This window comes from Micromonospora sp. M42, assembly GCF_000568915.1.
Classification (GTDB): domain Bacteria; phylum Actinomycetota; class Actinomycetes; order Mycobacteriales; family Micromonosporaceae; genus Micromonospora; species Micromonospora chalcea.
This window is the reverse complement of the sequence record NZ_KK037233.1, coordinates 86186-102548: the sequence shown is the minus strand read 5'-3', so window position 1 is coordinate 102548 and position 16363 is coordinate 86186. Positions and strand designations below refer to the sequence as shown.

At 72.2% G+C, this 16363-nt stretch carries 7 protein-coding genes, 4 pseudogenes and 3 riboswitches; of the genes and pseudogenes, 1 reads left to right on the top strand and 10 read right to left on the bottom strand.

The window, feature by feature from the left end:
• Positions 1 to 28 precede the first annotated feature (28 nt).
• Positions 29 to 165: riboswitch (cobalamin riboswitch) on the bottom strand.
• 201 nt (positions 166 to 366) lie between these two features.
• The 8 genes and pseudogenes from MCBG_RS00295 to MCBG_RS00265 form a co-directional block, all read right to left on the bottom strand.
• Entirely contained in the window at positions 367 to 1527 is a 1161-nt protein-coding gene (locus tag MCBG_RS00295; RefSeq protein ID WP_043322890.1) for an alkaline phosphatase PhoX, read from the bottom strand.
• A gap of 214 nt (positions 1528 to 1741) precedes the next feature.
• On the bottom strand, positions 1742 to 2962 hold the full coding sequence (locus MCBG_RS32805) for an Ig-like domain-containing protein (RefSeq protein ID WP_043322887.1): 1221 nt from the start codon (positions 2960 to 2962) through the stop codon (positions 1742 to 1744).
• 56 nt (positions 2963 to 3018) lie between these two features.
• Positions 3019 to 3309, bottom strand: a pseudogene (locus MCBG_RS34970) (cellulose binding domain-containing protein); the annotation flags it as partial.
• Between the two features lie 187 nt (positions 3310 to 3496).
• A complete protein-coding gene (gene metE, locus MCBG_RS00285) occupies positions 3497 to 5746 on the bottom strand; it encodes a 5-methyltetrahydropteroyltriglutamate--homocysteine S-methyltransferase (RefSeq protein WP_043322884.1) in 2250 nt (749 codons plus the stop codon).
• A gap of 115 nt (positions 5747 to 5861) precedes the next feature.
• A riboswitch (cobalamin riboswitch) is annotated at positions 5862 to 6081 on the bottom strand.
• Between the two features lie 111 nt (positions 6082 to 6192).
• Positions 6193 to 6570: pseudogene (locus MCBG_RS00280) on the bottom strand (ricin-type beta-trefoil lectin domain protein); the annotation flags it as partial.
• Positions 6544 to 6745: riboswitch (cobalamin riboswitch) on the bottom strand. (Overlaps the previous pseudogene by 27 nt.)
• 118 nt (positions 6746 to 6863) lie before the next feature.
• A complete protein-coding gene (locus MCBG_RS00275; protein WP_043322876.1) occupies positions 6864 to 8456 on the bottom strand; it encodes a beta-1,3-glucanase family protein in 1593 nt (530 codons plus the stop codon).
• Between the two features lie 102 nt (positions 8457 to 8558).
• Positions 8559 to 11099 carry a magnesium-translocating P-type ATPase gene (gene mgtA, locus MCBG_RS00270; RefSeq protein WP_051610838.1) on the bottom strand — a complete coding sequence of 847 codons (2541 nt, stop codon included), beginning with the start codon at positions 11097 to 11099 and terminating at the stop codon, positions 8559 to 8561.
• Positions 11100 to 11138: 39 nt separating this feature from the next.
• Complete coding sequence (locus tag MCBG_RS00265; RefSeq protein WP_051610836.1) at positions 11139 to 11795, bottom strand: DedA family protein; 657 nt, start codon at positions 11793 to 11795, stop codon at positions 11139 to 11141.
• A gap of 299 nt (positions 11796 to 12094) precedes the next feature.
• Between MCBG_RS00265 and MCBG_RS33360 the strand changes: the two are divergent.
• A pseudogene (locus MCBG_RS33360) lies at positions 12095 to 12442 on the top strand (phosphatase PAP2 family protein); the annotation flags it as partial.
• Positions 12443 to 13585: 1143 nt separating this feature from the next.
• On the opposite strand, the pseudogene MCBG_RS33355 reads toward MCBG_RS33360, so the two are convergent.
• Both MCBG_RS33355 and MCBG_RS00255 read right to left on the bottom strand, forming a co-directional pair.
• A pseudogene (locus MCBG_RS33355) lies at positions 13586 to 14242 on the bottom strand (tetratricopeptide repeat protein); the annotation flags it as partial.
• 914 nt (positions 14243 to 15156) lie between these two features.
• Entirely contained in the window at positions 15157 to 16314 is a 1158-nt protein-coding gene (locus tag MCBG_RS00255; protein ID WP_043322873.1) for an alkane 1-monooxygenase, read from the bottom strand.
• Positions 16315 to 16363 lie beyond the last annotated feature (49 nt).

Sequence of the window (16363 nt, the reverse complement as noted above, 5' to 3'; positions counted from 1 at the left end):
CTCCGACCCGTGGGCCACGACGGGTGGGGAGCGGTTGCACGCGTACGACGGGTATTCGGGCTCGCCGCCGCAGAGTTCTCTGGGCGGCCTACCGTTGCGGGCCAGCGCCGGATTTCGACCGGTCTTCCCCCGCACGTACACGCGGTGGTTGAGTTGTCGCGACAGTCTGCTGTGGCCGGTGCGCCGATGTCAATGCGCCAGGAACCGGCCACGTGCCGTGACGGCCGGCGGAATCGGCGGTTTCACACCCCGACGTCGAGAGGCCGTCGTCCCGGCGCGTCCGCGTGGAGCACGCCGGTGAAGGACGCCCGGTGAGGACCGGGCGTCCCTCACCGTGTGGTCACTGCCGGCGGGACCGGGAGCCGGTCAACGGCGGAACGGACCGGTGACGCAGTAGGTGATGCCGCCGGAGGACGAGCCGGTCGTGCCGCGTTGCGAGGAGAAGTACAGCCGGTCCCCCGCCGGGGTGAACGCCGGCCCGGTGATCTCCGAACCGCTCTGTCCGGTGATCCGCAGGAAGACCGAGATCTTGTCGTCCGGCGTGATCATGCAGATCTCCATGTTCCCGCCGTCCTCGGCGACGTAGAGGTCCCCGGCCGTGGACCCGGTGATGTTGTCGACCCCGGTCAGCGGAGGGGCGCCCGGACTGACCAGGTTGTCGTCGTAGGCGAGCTCGTACGTGCCGGCGGCCAGGTTGACCTGCCACACGCGGTTGTCGCCCTTCGTGGTGAACCAGACGGTGTCGTCCGCGTAGTGACAGCCCTCGCCACCGTTGAACGTCTTCGCGCCGGACACCTGCTGCCGGGTCGGGGTGGGCGAGCCGTCCGGATCGGGCACCGTGGCCCAGGTGAACGTGCCGGAGGTGGCCGTACCGGCGCGGAGGACCTGGAGGGTTCCGGCGGACAGGTCGCCCCAGGTGGCCGGCACGAAGCGGTAGAACTTGCCGTCGGTCTCGTCCTCGGTCAGGTAGACCACGCGGCGGACCGGGTCGGCCGCGGCCGCCTCGTGCTTGAACCGGCCCATCGCGGGACGCGCCACCGCGGTCCCGCCGAGAGGGTACGTCTCGAAGACACGTCCCAGGGACACCTCCTCGCAGGAGAGCCAGGTGTTCCACGGTGTCTTGCCACCGGCGCAGTTGTTGTTGGTGCCGGAGAGGATCCGCGACGCCCCGACCACGGCCCCGCTGGAGTTGAAAACGAGTCGCGAGACGCCGCCACCCGCACCGGCCGACACCTCGGAGTTCGACACGTAGATCCAGCCGCTGCCGTTCGCGAACACGGCGCCACCGTCCGGAGCGTCGTGCCAGGTGTACGACGTCCCCGGCACCGTCCGCCGGGAACGCGCGACGATCGAGCTGGTGAACCCGGCCGGCAACTGGATGCCGTTGGCGTCGGCTGCCTGAAGCCCGCCGTAGGGCCCCGCCGCGTTCTGTGCCGGGGCTCCGTACGCCGCCGACCACGCCGTGAACGGCAGGGCGAGGGCGCCCGCACCGACAACGGTGGCCCGCAACATCGTTCGACGATCCATGGAACCTCCTCCGTAGGTTCCATGGATCCGACCGTGTGGAGCTTACGCACGCCGATCTGTTGGATGAACGTCGATGGACGGCTCGATGTGCGATGTCCCGCCCACGCCGACCCGGTCGAGGGGTCGTACGGGTAGGAGAGGCAGCGGCACCAACCAGCAGTGGGCGCGCGCGGCCGTCTGACCGGCCCTCCGGCCGCGGCCTCCCCTCCCCCGGTCACCGGCGCAGGTGGCCGATGCCGTGCTGGTCGAGCCAGGCGACAGTCCGCGGTACGAACGTCGGCGCCCCCGAGCCGGCGCTGACGTCGGTGGCGACCAGCGGCACCTGGGCGGCGACCGGGAGCAGCGTGGACCGCCAGCAGGCCGGCGTGGCGCAGGCCGAGCGGTCGTCGACGCGCCAGGCGGCGGCCACGCTGCGGCCGTCCGGGTCAGCCGGGCGATATTCCAGCCACCGGCTCAGATCGTTGCCGCCGTCGATCCCGGCGGCGAGGACCAGGTTGAACGAGCCCTGGACGCGAAGCAGGCGGATCTGCTCCTGCACGCCGAAGTTCGGCAGACCGGCGCCGGCGCACTCGGATCCGCCGTCGCGCCAGCAGGTCCAGACCGCCGCGGGATCGGTGCCGCCGGCCGCCGGGAAGTCGTACGGCGAGATGTCGAAGACCACTGCGTTGTCGTCGCCGAACACCTCCGCCGCCGCGCTCCAGAACGTGCGGGTGGCGGAGATGTCGCTCTGCCGCAGCGACACGACGGGTGTGATGCCGGCCCCGACGAGCCGGTCGACGTACCGGGCCGCCTCGTCGAGGTAGCCGACGCGGTTCTGCCGATCGGCAGGGCTGCCGGTGTAGGCGTAGCAGGCGTCGCTCAGCACGACCCGTACCGCGTTGACGCCGCGGGCCCGCAGCGCGCCTACCGACGCGTCGTCGACCGGGCCGTCCCAGTGGATCGGTCCCCATGCGCATTCGCCGGGCGCGGCCGACCGGATGATTCCACGGGGCCGGTACGGCCTCGGACTGGCTGTGACCGTGAGGATGCGGTTGCCGAACGCCTTCAGCGCAGGCGCGGCGCCGGGCGCCTGCGGCGGGAGCACCCGGATGCCGCGGACCTCGGCGGTGGCCTGGGCGCCGCTGCTGTCGTAGGCGGTGGCGGTGACGCGGGTGCCGCTGTTCGGCGGCACGCCGCGCCAGTCGAACGCGTACGGCGCGGTGGTGTCCACGGCGAGCAGCCTGCCGCGCTCGCGGAACTCGACCCGCTCGATCCGCCGGCCGGGCGCCGCCGTGGCCTCGGCACGGATCGGGATGACGCCCGGCGCGGCGAAGAAGTCATTGGGCAGGGCGAGGTGAGCGCCACCGACGGCCCGCCCGGCAGTGGGCTGGGCCGCGGGCTCCCCGAGGCCGGCGGCGGCGACGAGCCGGTCGGGTCGGCGCCGTCCCCGTCGCACGGCTGGCCGCTCAACACCCAGTCGGTCGGCTCGGGGTCGGCACCCTGGTAGTTGCCGCCGAACCGCACCGTCACCGAGGCGCCGGTCGGCAGCGTGGATCCCGCCGGCGGACGGAGCATGGTCATCGGATACATCTCGCCGCTGCCCAGCGTGTATCCGTCCGGCAGCCGGTCGAGGCCCATGGTGATCGTCTGACCGTTCGCCTGCCGGAACCGCAGCCACCAGTCGGTGACGGGAGCGCCCAGGTTGGTGACGGTGAGCTCGGCCCAGAAGCCGCTGGACCACTCCCGGGTGATGGTGTAGTCCACCGTGCACGCCGTCGCGGCGTAGGCCGGCCGCAGCGCCATCGTCATGGCCCCGCCGACGACGACCGCGGCTGCTGTAGCCAGCGCGAAGATCCTGCGTCGCATCATGCCCCCGTAACATCGACATACATCACTTCATGCAGCCTCGGCGCTCCGGGCACGGCCTGTCAAGGGCTGAACCGGGCCCGGGCCGGGCGGGACGACGAGCCGTCCCGCCCGGTCGCGTGGATCAGTTTCCGCGCAGCTCGGCCGCGGCGGCGACCAGGTGCTGGAGGGACGCCTCGACCTCGGGATAGCCGCGCGTCTTGAGGCCGCAGTCGGGGTTCACCCACAGCCGCTCGGCCGGCACCGCGGCCACGGCCCGGCGCAGCGCGCCGACGACCTCGTCGTGGGACGGCACCCGGGGTGAGTGGATGTCCCAGACGCCGGGCCCCACACCCCGGCGGTATCCGAGAGCGGCGAGGTCGTCGAGGACCTCCATCCGGGAGCGGGATGCCTCGATGCTCGTGACGTCGGCGTCGAGGGCGTCGATGGCCGTGATCACCTCCCCGAACTCCGAGTAGCACAGGTGGGTGTGGATCTGGGTGTCGTCGGCGACTCCGCAGGTGGCCAGGCGGAACGCCCCGACTGCCCAGTCCAGGTACGCCTTCTGGTCCGCCCTGCGCAGTGGCAGCGTCTCACGCAGCGCCGGCTCGTCGACCTGGATGACCCGGATACCGGCTGCCTCGAGATCACGGCACTCGTCGCGCAGGGCGAGCGCGACCTGGTCCGCGGTGTCTGCCAGTGGCTGGTCGCTGCGGACGAACGACCAGGCCAGGATCGTGACCGGGCCGGTGAGCATGCCCTTGACCGGCCGGTCGGTCAGCGACTGCGCGTAGGTGGACCAGTTGACGGTCATCGGCGCCCTGCGTGCCACGTCGCCGTAGATGACGGGCGGACGCACGCATCGGGAGCCGTAGGACTGGACCCAGCCGTGTTCGGTGGCGGCGAACCCGTCCAGCTGCTCGCCGAAGTACTGGACCATGTCGTTTCGTTCCGGCTCGCCGTGCACGAGCACGTCCAGGCCCAGCCGCTCCTGGAGCCGGACGACGTGCTCGACCTCGGCGCGCATCCGCTGCGTGTAGGCGGCGTCGTCGAGACGCCCGGCCCGGTGCTCGGCACGCGCGCGGCGCAGCTCGTCGGTCTGCGGGAACGATCCGATGGTCGTGGTCGGGAGGGGCGGCAGGTTCAGCCGGGCCTGCTGTGCCGCCGCACGCTCCGGGTACGCGCCGCGCTGCCGATCCGTGGCGCGCAGCGCGGCGAGCCGACCGCGTACGGTGTCGTCGCGCCAGGCGGCAGGGGTGGGCGGCAGCGGCTCGGGCAGGGACGTGGTGCCGTTGCGCAGCGCGCGGCCGAGCCGGACGACCTCATCGACCTTCTGCCGGGCGAAGGCGAGCCGCTGACGCAGCGCCGGGTCGAGAGCGGTCTCGGCGGACAGGTCCTCCGGCACGTGCAGCAGCGAGCACGAGGTGGACACGGCGACGTGGTCGGCGAGGGCGGTGACGGCGGCACCGGCCGCCACGGCGGCCCGCAGGTCGGTACGCCAGACGTTGCGGCCGTCGACGAGGCCGGCCACGATCGTCTTGCCGCGCAGCGGTCCCGCACCGGCCAGCCGCCGCAGGTTGCCGGGCCCGGCCACCAGATCCACGCCGACCGCTTCGACCGGCGTGTCGAGCAGGGCGGGCAGCGCGTCACCGAGCTCGCCGAAATAGGTGGCGACGAAGATCGCCGGCCGCTGTTCCACCGCGCCGAGCCGGGTGTACGCCTCCCGCAGCGCGTCGATCTCGGCGGCGCTCCGGTCGGCGACGTAGGCGGGTTCGTCCAGCTGCACCCATCGCACGCCCGCCGCGGCGAGGGATCGCAGGATGCTGGCGTACACGTCGACCAGGTCGGTCAGCCGGTCGAACGGTTCGCCGCCCGCCTCGGTGGGCTTGGCCAGCAGCAGGAATGTGGCCGGCCCGACCAGCACCGGGCGGCTGTCGATTCCCAGCTCGCGGGCCTCGCGGTACTCGCGCAGCGCCTTGTCGGGATTCGCCGCGAAGGTGGTGTCGGAGCCGATCTCGGGAACCAGATAGTGGTAGTTGGTGTCGAACCACTTCGTCAGTTCGAGCGCCGGCTCGGCATCGACGCCCCGGGCCATGGCGAAATAGGTGCCGAGGTCGCCGAGGCCGAGACGGGCGAACCGGCGCGGGATCGCGCCGACGGCGACGGCCGTGTCCAGCACGTGGTCGTAGTAGGAGAACGTGTTGGACGGGATCGCGTCCAGGCGCGCGTCGCGTAGCGTCCGCCACACCTTCGCCCGTAGCGCGGCAGAGGTCGCCGCCAACTCCTCGGCGTCGATCCGGCCCGCCCAGTAGGCCTCGACGGCCCTCTTGAGTTGCCGGTTGCCCCCGATACGCGGATAGCCCAGCACGGTGCTCTGACCGAATGCGGTACTCATGGAGATCCCTTCCCTCGAAGCACACGAGGCCGATCGAGGCGGGGAGGGAAGGGGTACAGACGGCGTACCGGCTTCCGCACCGGCCGTCCCGAGCGACCGTCGGCGGCGCACACCGGACGGTGCGCGCGGTGCGGGCAGGTCTTCGGACTCGCGGGCGCGACCGGATCCACCCGGTCACCTACTGGCCGTCGCTTCCCAGACCTCACGGTCCAGTGCTTCGATGACGGCTGTCGTTCCCACTCACCGCTGCGGGGCAGTCCCGGACTCACACCGGGTTCCCTCTTACGACGCCACACCCTTCACGGGCACGGCGAACCAGCACCGTTGTCCATCGTATGGGGCGGTGAGCCGACGTGGTCGGCGCGTCCGTCCTGCGGGACGGCGAGCCGTCGCGGCGGGTGGCGGGAGCGACTCGCGGTCGCCCCCGCCCCCCGTCGCAGGGCCGGTCAGCCCTTGCGCCACTTCTGGCCGGCCGTGCCCGTGCAGTCCCAGAGCTGGAGCCTCGCGCCGTCGTTGCCGTTCCGGTCCTTGATGTCGACGCACTTGTCGGCCTGAAGGTTGACCAGGTCCCCGGCCGAGTTCAGGGTGAACTGCTGGGCGCCGGTGCCGTTGCAGGTGTAGAGCTGCACCACCGCCCCGTTGGCGGTGGACCCGGCGTCGACGTCCATGCACTTGTTGTTCTGGCTCTTCAGCGCCGTGCCGCTGAACGTCCACTTCTGCGCGTTGGTGTTGTTGCAGTTCCACATCTGCAGCGGCGCGCGGTCGACGAAGTTGGAGCTCGGCACGTCGATGCATTTGTTGTTCCAGTTGCTGACCACGGGTATTGCTTAAACTCGGCGGCCCGGTCACCTACTGGCCGTCGCTTCCCAGACCTCACGGTCCAGTGCTTCGATGACGGCTGTCGTTCCCACTCACCGCTGCGGGGCAGTCCCGGACTCACACCGGGTTCCCTCTTACGACGCCACACCCTTCACGGGCACGGCGAACCAGCACCGTTGTCCATCGTATGGGGCGGTGAGCCGACGTGGTCGGCGCGTCCGTCCTGCGGGACGGCGAGCCGTCGCGGCGGGTGGCGGGAGCGACTCGCGGTCGCCCCCGCCCCCCGTCGCAGGGCCGGTCAGCCCTTGCGCCACTTCTGGCCGGCCGTGCCCGTGCAGTCCCAGAGCTGGAGCCTCGCGCCGTCGTTGCCGTTCCGGTCCTTGATGTCGACGCACTTGTCGGCCTGAAGGTTGACCAGGTCCCCGGCCGAGTTCAGGGTGAACTGCTGGGCGCCGGTGCCGTTGCAGGTGTAGAGCTGCACCACCGCCCCGTTGGCGGTGGACCCGGCGTCGACGTCCATGCACTTGTTGTTCTGGCTCTTCAGCGCCGTGCCGCTGAACGTCCACTTCTGCGCGTTGGTGTTGTTGCAGTTCCACATCTGCAGCGGCGCGCGGTCGACGAAGTTGGAGCTCGGCACGTCGATGCATTTGTTGTTCCAGTTGCTGACCACGGGCACCCCGGTGGCCGGGTTGCCGCCCCCACCTCCGGTGAACGGGCTGAGGATCAGTCCGGCCGAACGGGGGTCGCCGTCGTGCACCAGTGACTCGAATCCGCCGACGTCGTCGAAGGCGAACGCGTACGCCCGACCGTCGGTCATGTTGGCGTGGATCAGGCGGGCGTACTGGTTGGTGGGGTTGCTGCGGTAGAAGTCGGCGGCGTTCGTGCTGGGCTGGGTGTCGATGGTGCCGAGCGTGCCTCGGTTGAGGGCCGCGCAGAGCGTGCGCGAGATCGGGCCGACCACCTGGTCGTTCGGCGCGGGCAGGTCGCCGTCGCATCCCCAGACGCTGGCCGAGGAGGGCCGGTTGAAGGAGGCGACCACCTGGCCGCTGCCGTTTGTGAAGGTCATGGTGTTGCCCGAGGTACGGCCGTAGTACCGGATGGCCGGCTGGTCGGCGAAGGGCGCCACGGTCAGCGTCTTCGTGGTGTACGCGTTCCACGCGGAGGCGATGTAGGAGTCCAGATAGGTGGTGCTCAGCAGGCCGGCCCCGGCCGCCTTCCCCGGAGCCAGGACGCGCAGCACGGTCCCGTCGGAGCGGGTGTGGACGGTGTTGGCCCAGCCCGGCTGCGCCCGGATGCCGTCGATGACCGCGTTGCGTCCGTTGGCCACCACGTCGCCGGTGCGCTTGGTGACGCCGTTGGCGCCGGTCACCGTGACCGCGTGCGGGATCGCGAACATGTCGACCTGGGAGCTGTTGAGCCACAGCCCGGAGTCGTTGTAGGTGAACTCGCTCCAGTCGAAGAGGATGTCGCGGTTCGCGTCACCGGCCGCCCAGGGCGCGGGCTGCACCAGTCCGTCCGGGGTGAGGAAGAACTTCAGCTTCTGCCCGAGGGCGAAGTAGGCCCGGCCGGAGAAGCCCCGGGGGAACTGGATCGTGGTGCTGCCGCCGTTGCCGGGGCCCGGTATGGAGACGTCCGGCGCGGGCGACGGCGGGATCTGCCCGCCGCTCCACGGCACGAAGGCGCCGCCGGCGGTGACGTAGCCGAGCCGGCCGGAGGAGAGCTGGACGCCGATGACGTAGAGGTAGACCGGGTCGGTGCGACCGGTGGTGTTGGTGACGGTGACGGGTAGCAACGCGGGTCCGACCGCGTGGGCGGGCGTGGCGACGACGGTGCCCGCGAGCCCGGCGAGCAGTGCGGACGCGGCGGCGAGCAGCTTTCTTCGAAGACGCATGGCGACACCTCGCTGGAGACAGGGACGGGAGAGCGCTCTCTCAGCAGGGTCTAATTGTTAATATTGTTTGTCAATAGGCGATCACCGATGGACGCGAGACCGTCACGGGCGGGGCACCCGCCGTGCGACGGTCGGGTCCGGCGGGACGACATGCTTGGCGGTCTCGTTGGCGGCGACGTTGACCAGGGTGACCGCGGCGAGGGCCGCCAGCACCACCGGCGGGAGCGCGGCGAGTCCGAGTGGCGCGGACAGTGGGCTGAAGGGCAGCGCGACGGTGACCGTGATGAGCAACAGTCCGGTGCCGGCGAGCGCGGCGGAGGGGCGGCTGCGCAGAAAACTCCGATTGGAGCGCAGCACCAGCAGCGCGATGATCTCGGTGGCGGTGAACTGGACGAACCAGGCGGCGCGGAAGACGTCGGTCGACACGTGCCACCACCAGCGCAGGGCGCCGAGTACGAGGAGGTCCACGGCGATGCTGATCGAGCCGTACACCAGCATGAACCTGCGGATGGTCCGGACGTCGACGGTACGCGGATGCTGGATCTGCTCGGCATCGGCGTAGTCGGTGGACAGGGTGGTGTAGGGGATGTCGGAGAGGAAGTTGAGCAGCAGGACCTGACGGGGCAGCAGCGGCAGGAAGGGCAGCAGGAGCGCGGCGATGCTCATGCTGACGACGTTGCCGAAGGACGCGCTGGTGTTGACCCGGATGTACTTCAAGGTGTTGGTGAACGTGCGGCGGCCGAGGCGGATGCCGTCGGCGATCACGTCGAGGTTCTTGTCGAGCAGCACGATCGCCGCGGCCTGTTTGGCGACGTCGACAGCGGTGTCGACGGAGATGCCGACGTCGGCGGCGTGCAGCGCGGGAGCGTCGTTGATGCCGTCGCCGAGAAACCCGACGACGTCGCCGCGTTGGCGCAGCGCGGTCAGGATGCGTTCCTTCTGCAGCGGGTCCACCTCGGCGAACACGGTGACGTCGGTGATCCGCTCCGGCAACTGGTCGTCGGGGCAGGCGGCGAGGTCGGCGCCGACGAGCGGTTCGCCGGCGAGGTCGACGCTGGCGGCGACGTGCCGGGCGGCGTGCCGGTTGTCGCCGGTGACCAGTCGGACCGTGACGCCCATGTCAGCGAGCCGGCGGATGGCGGCGGCGGCGTCTGCGCGGGGTGGGTCCTGGAAGGCGAGCAGCCCGACCAGCGTCATCTCCCGTTCGTCGGCGACGGCGACGGCGGTGACGCCGGGCATGGCTCGCACGGCGAGGCCCAGCACCCGGTCGCCCTGGTCGCTGAGCGCGGCGAACCGTCGCAGGACCCGCTCGCGTACCTCGTCCAGCGGTACCGTGCCCGCGGCGGTGCGTGCGGTGGCGCACACGTCGAGCACCGCGCGTAGCGCACCCTTGGTGACCAGGATCGGTTCGTCTCCGTCGCGCACCAGCAGGGACAGGCGCTGGCGGGTGAAGTCGTAGGGCGCCTCGGCGATGCGGGTGCCCGGGTCGGCGGGTGGTTGCCCCCTCATGATCGCCGTGTCGACAGGGTTGGGAAATCCACGCTGGAGGCCGGCGTTGAGCCTCGCGAGCCGGGCCACCTCGGCGTCCGGCTCACCGTCGACCGAGAGGCAGCCGGTGAGGGTGACCGTGCCGGCGGTGAGGGTGCCGGTCTTGTCGGTCAGCAGCACGGTCATGGCGCCGAAGTCCTCGATGACCTCGAGGCGCTTGACGATGACCCGGTGCGCGGCCATCGCACGGGCGCCGGCGGAGAGGCTGACCGCGACGATCGCCGGCAGCATCTGCGGGGTCAGCCCGACGGCGAGGGCGAGCGAGAACAGCAGGGAGTCGATGACCGGGCGGTGCAGCAGCAGATTGGCGACGAAGATGCCGACCAGCAGGACCACCATGATCCGCACGAGCAGCAGCCCGAAGCGGGTCAGCCCGCGCTGGAAGCCGGTGCTGGCGGGGCGGGAGGCGACCCGGCGGGACACCGCTCCGAAGGTGCTGTCGCGGCCGGTGCGCATCACCACCGCGCGCGCGGTGCCACTGGCCACGTGCGTACCCATCCACAGCGCGTTGCCGCGCGCGGTCAGCTCCGCGTCCGGCGGCGACGGGTCGTCCGACTTGGGTACGGGGAACGACTCGCCGGTAAGCACCGCCTGGTCCACCTGCAGACGTTCCGCCTCAACGATCCGGCAGTCCGCCGGGACGACGTCCCCGGCGCGCAGCACCACGAGGTCGCCGACGACGACCTCCTCGACCGGTACGGACACCTCACGCCCGTCGCGGATCACCTCGGTGTCCACCCGGACCCGGGCCTGCAACGCGTCGACGGCCCGCCCGGCGGCGTGTTCCTGCCAGAAGCCGAGGCCGCCGCTGGCCGCGACGATGGCCAGGATGATGGTGCCGTCGATCAGATCCCCGACGGCCATCGACAGCAGGGTCGCGGCAATCAGGATCAGGATGATCGGGCTGGTGAACTGCGACAGCAGGAGCCGCCAGCCCCGCCTGGCGCCCGCGTCGACCCGGTTGGGCCCGTGCTCGCGCAGCAGGGCGGCGGCGCGTTCACCGGTGAGCCCGGCCGTGGAGGCTCCGACGGTGGCCACGGCCTGCGGCAGCGGCCCGGCCCAGAACGCCGCGCGCCCGTCGTCTGCTCGCCCCACTGCGCACTCCGCGGTCGCCGGCCACCCCCACGAGTGACGCTACCGATCCGCCCCACCGCGCGCGGGTGATTGGCCTGCCCGCTCACCGTCGGCCGGTTCGCGCCGTGCCCTCTGCCACGCCCGCAGCGCCACGCCGACGCCGATCAGGGCCAGCAGCGCCCACTCCCCGATGCCCAGTTCCCGTTCCAGATAGCGGTAGGAGGCGGCGCCCAGGTAGCCCAGCAGCGCCACGGCCGCCGCCCACACCAGGCCGCCGGCCAGGTTCGCCCGCAGGAACACCGGCCACCGCATCCCACCTGCGCCGGCGATCATGGGAACCACTGCGCGCAGCACCGCCACCCAGCGTCCGATGAGCACCGCCCACGCCCCGCGGCGGGCGACCAGGCGGCGGGCCCGCGCGATGTCGAGGCGCCGGCGCAGCACTCGCGGGGCGCGGGCGAGCACACCCGCGCCGTACCGGCGGCCGAGGGCGTACCCGGCCTGGTCACCGAGGCAGGCCCCGGCCGCCCCGGCGGCCACCACCGCCCACAGCGGCAGCGCGCCACCGTGGGCCACCAGCCCGCCGATCAGGATCGCTGTCTCACCCGGTACGACCAGCCCGAGCAGCGTCGAGGACTCCAGGGCCGGCAGGACGATCACCAGGGTCAGGACGAGCAGCGGCGGCAGCCCCACGAGCACCGCCAGGATCCTGTCCACCCGATGATTGTCGCCCCGGAGAGTGGCCGGTGAGAGAGAAGCGGCTCCCGCGGGCGGACGAAACGTAGGGTTCGGGTCGACGGCAGGGACGGTGCCGGACGAGGGGCGGCCGAGGACCGGTGGGAGCGCGTACGCATCGCCCGTCGCCGGCGTTGCTGGTCAGCCTGACCGTCTCGGCGTGCCTTCTGGCGGCGCTCAGCGCGGCCGTACGCAGCCACCGGGTGCCTCGCTGGGAGCAGGACCTGTTCACCCTGCTCAACCACCTTCCGGCCGGGCTGACCCCGGTCCTGGTCCTGGTCATGCAGCTCGGCTCGTACCCGGCGGTGTTCGTCGCCGCCGCAGCAGCCGTCATCGCACGCCGCATCGGCGCCGCGTGGACTCTCCTGCTGGCCGGGAATCTAGCGTACTGGCTCGCGGCAGCCGTCAAGGCCGCGGTCGCCCGGCAGCGGCCCGCGGCGCTGTTCACCGACGTGGTCCTGCGCGAGACGATCACCGGACGCCTCGGGTACCCGTCGGGACACGTCGCGGTCGCCACCGCCCTGGCGCTCGTCGCCGCGCGGGCCGGCGGCCCCCGGTGGCGCCGCGCCGCCTGGGTGGTGATCGGGCTGGTCGCCGTCGCGCGGATCCACGTCGGAGCGCATCTGCCGATCGATGTGGCCGGCGGTGTCCTCGTCGGCTGGCTCGCGGTGTGTCTGGCCCGACTCGTGGTCGGCGAGGTCGGGCCGCAACGGTCGGTGCCCGCACTGCGGGCGACGCTGCGGCGGCGCGGGATCGAGGTGGCATGGTTGGCGCCGATCCACGGCGACGCCCGTGGCTCGCAGCCGTGGCAGGCGGTCACCACCGGCGGTCGGCGACTGTTCGTCAAGGTGACCGGTGGCGAGCAACGCGACGCGGACTGGGTCTACAAGCTCTACCGGCGGATGCGCTACCGCCACGTGGCCGACGCGCCGCCGTACCTGAGCGCACGGCAGCAGAGCGAACACGAGACCTGTCTGACCCTGCTCGCCGCGCGTGCCGGCGTGCGGATACCGGCCGTCGTCACGACCGCCGCCGCGCCCGGCGGCGACGCCGTGCTGGTGCAGGAGTTCATCGACGCCGCCCCGCTGGACGCCGTTGTCGGGCCGGTCCCGCTTGCCGCCGTACGCGACGCCTGGGACCAGGTGGCGCGTCTGCACCGGGTGGGCATCGCGCACCGGGACCTGCGGGCCGCGAATGTGCTCGTCGGCCGGGACCACGTCTACCTGGTGGACCTGGGCTTCGGCGCCGACGACGCCTCGGCCGAGCAGCGGGCCCGCGACGTCGTCGAGCTGATGGTCGCCCTGGCCGGCCGGGTCGACCCGGCCGGCGTGGTCGATGCGGCGATCGACCGCCTGGGTGTCGCGGCGGTCGCGGACAGCGTGCCGTTCCTGCAACCCGCGGTGCTGTCCCGCGCCGGCCGGACCGCCCTGCGCGCCCGGCCCGGCATGCTCGACAGCCTCCGCCAGGAGATCCTGCGACGCAGTCCGGACCGCGACCGCCCGGCGGCGAAGGTGGTCCGGATCAGCCGCCGCACCGTCCTGGAGCTGCTGGTCCTGGGGTTGGTCGTGCACCTGCTGCTCCCCCAGCTCGGCGAGATCCGCACCGCCCTGGGTCTGATCGTGCACGCCAACCCGGTAGCGGTCGCCGCGACGCTGCTCGGCTCCGCCCTGACCTACCTGCTCAGCGGTCTCGTGCTCCAGTTCGTCGGCCTCGGCGGGCCGGCCGCGCTCGGCGATAACCAGGCCCAGGGTGCACAGCAGCGCGGGCTCGTGCGGAGCGCCGGCCAGCCCGGCCCGTGCGCCGGCCTCGGCGGCGTCGAGCTCGCCGCGCTCCACGTGCAGGTTGACCAGGGCGATCCGGGCGTCGAGGTGCCCGGGTTCGATGGCGAGCACCCGCTCCAGGTCGGCGCGCGCCCGCTCGGGGCGGCCCCGCTCCTGGTGGAGCACGGCCCGGTTGTAGTACGCCTCGGGCAGGTGCGGTCCCAGCCGGATGGCGGCGTCGTAGTCCCTGATCGCGGCCCGGGTCCGGCCCGCCGCCCGGTAGAGGGCGGCGCGGTCCACGTAGTACTCGCAGTTGTCCGGGTCGTGCGCGATCACGGTGTCCAGGTCGGCCAGCGCCCGCGCCGGGTCGCCCAGCGCGAGGTGAACCTGCGCCCGGTTGTGGCGCAACCGGGCCAGGTCCTGCGGGCGTTCGCCGGGCCCGAGCGCGGCCGTCAGCCGGGCCAGTCCGTCGTCGACGAGCCGCAGCGCGCGGTCGGGCCGGCCGGCCCGGCTGTCCAGCAGCGCCAGGCCCTGCTCGTAGAAGACCGTCGACAACAGCCGCTGGCGTGGGTCGGCCAGCTCGGCGGCGAGGTACAGCGCCCGCTCCAGCCACTGCCGGGCCAGCGCCGGGTCCTGCTCGGCCGCCGGCAGGTGCCGGGCGTGCAGCATGGCGGTGGCGTACGCCGCCGACATCGTGATCTTCGGATCGTCGGTGACGGCCCGCGCCTCGTCGTAGAGGTCGAGCGCCTCGGCGGCCCGGTTCAGGGCTGCCAGGGCGGTGGCCAGGCCGGTGGTGAACGCCCACCAGTGCCGCAGGTCGCCGTCGGGGGTGACCGTCGCCCGCCCGCGCCGGGCGACCCGGGCCGCGTGGTGGTAGTAGCCGCGGGCCAGGCTGTCGCCCAGGGCCCGCCGCAGCGCCTGCGGGGTGCGCCCGTCGGGCGCCGGGTCGGGGGCGCCCTCGTCGCGCAGGTCGAGGCGCACCGGGGAAGGCCCGAGCCGGCGGGCCAGCGCGTCCAGCAGCTCGGTGGTCGTCTCGTCGGCGCTGGCGACGTGATCGAACCGGACGGTCACCGGCCGCCGGAGCGTGCCGGCCCAGGCCGCCACCAGCTCCGCCGCGCCGTAGGCAAGGCAGGCGGTACGGCGGGCGGGGTGGAAGCGGATCGGCTCCTCCTCGGCGGCCGGCCGGGCCGCCGGATCGAGCCGGGGGGCGATCGCGCGCAGTTCGACCGCGTGCCGGGCCGCCAGGCGGGGCCGGTCGGCGGCGACCCGACCCAGAAAGACCGAGACCCCGGCGTACGGCCCGTGGTCGCGGTGGCAGTCGTAACGTTCCGGCCCGCCGGTCACCGCAGGGCCCACCGCCGCAGGGGCGGGCGCCCGGAAGCGCCCGCCGGACCGGCAGTTACCAGCACCACTCGATCCACAGCCGGCGTGCGCCCGACACCAGGCGGAGCGCAGAAGTGCGACGGATGGTCATTCTCCTCATAGGAACCTCCGATGTGATCCACCTCAGGACTGGCCCAGAGCGTAATCCCGGTCGATGCAAATAAGAAGGGTGCTCGCAATTCGCGGCGCAGGGCCGAGGTCTAGTAGCGGCGCCGCAGTCGGGCCTCGGCGCGGGGGTTGCGATTGGCGAGGTTCAGGTCGCCGCCGTAGTGCGCCAGAACCCGTGGGTTCATCACCCGGTACCACAGCGGCGGAACGAGAGCGAGCAACACCATCGAGGCGTAGCCTCCGGGCAGCCGCGGCGAGACGTCGAAGCTGCGCAGCGTCTGGTAGCGGCGCAGCGGGTTGGCGTGGTGGTCGCTGTGGCGTTGCAGCTGGAAGAGGAACACGTTGGTGACGACGCGGTCGCTGTTCCAGCTGTGTCGTGGGTCGACCTTCTCGAAGCGGCCGGTGGCTGTGCGCCGGCGGCACAGTCCGTAATGCTCGAGATAGTTGACCGCTTCCAGCAGCGAGAAGCCGACGATCGCCTGTAGGAGCAGAAAGGGCACGAGCCGCCACCCGAACACCGCGATCAGCAGGGCGAAGAGCACGACGGTCATGAGCCCGGCGTTGAGCAGGTTGTTGCGCAGCGTCCACGGACTCTTGTGCCGCAGCCGGAAGCGGCCGGTCTCCAGCCGCCACGCCGAGATGAGGCTGCCCCAGACCGTACGTGGCCAGAACGAGTAGAAGCTCTCCCCCAGCCTGGCGCTGGCCGGGTCCTCCGGTGTGGCGACACGGACATGGTGTCCGCGGTTGTGCTCGACGTAGAAGTGGCCGTACCCGGTGGGCGCGAGTGCGATCTTCGACATCCACCGCTCGACCGTTTCGCGCTTGTGGCCGAGCTCGTGTGCGGTGTTGATGGCCAGTCCGTTGACGATTCCGATGGTGGCGACCAGGCCGGCGGCGCCGGCGAGACCGAGGCCGCCACGCGTCCAGACCCATGCTCCGAGCAGCAGGGCGGCGTACTGCGCCGGCAGGAACAGGAACGTGATCCAGCGGTAGTAACGGACCTCCTGCAACCGCCGGGCGACGTCGTCGGGCGGGTTCTCCCCGTCGTCACCGAGCAGCACGTCGATGACCGGGATGAGTCCGAAGACCACCGCCGGGGTGAGCCACCAGGCAGCGGGTCCCGCGCCGGCCTGCCACAACGCGTACGCCAGGAACGGCAGCACCGGTACGAGAAGAGCCAGTGGCCACAGGTGCTTCTTGCCGTCATGCCAACCGGCGGCGACCGCTGGAGCATCGATCGAGGTCTGCATGTGCCGCCTCCGGAGTGTCGAGCGCTGCGTCGACTGTCACACGGATACC

What these genes read in the sequence shown, in the direction of transcription:
- MCBG_RS00295 (WP_043322890.1), bottom strand. Translation starts at nt 1,527, where the DNA reads ATGGATCGTCGAACGATGTTGCGGGCCACCGTTGTCGGTGCGGGCGCC.
- metE (WP_043322884.1), bottom strand. Translation starts at nt 5,746, where the DNA reads ATGAGTACCGCATTCGGTCAGAGCACCGTGCTGGGCTATCCGCGTATC.
- MCBG_RS00275 (WP_043322876.1), bottom strand. Translation starts at nt 8,456, where the DNA reads ATGCGTCTTCGAAGAAAGCTGCTCGCCGCCGCGTCCGCACTGCTCGCC.
- MCBG_RS00255 (WP_043322873.1), bottom strand. Translation starts at nt 16,314, where the DNA reads ATGCAGACCTCGATCGATGCTCCAGCGGTCGCCGCCGGTTGGCATGAC.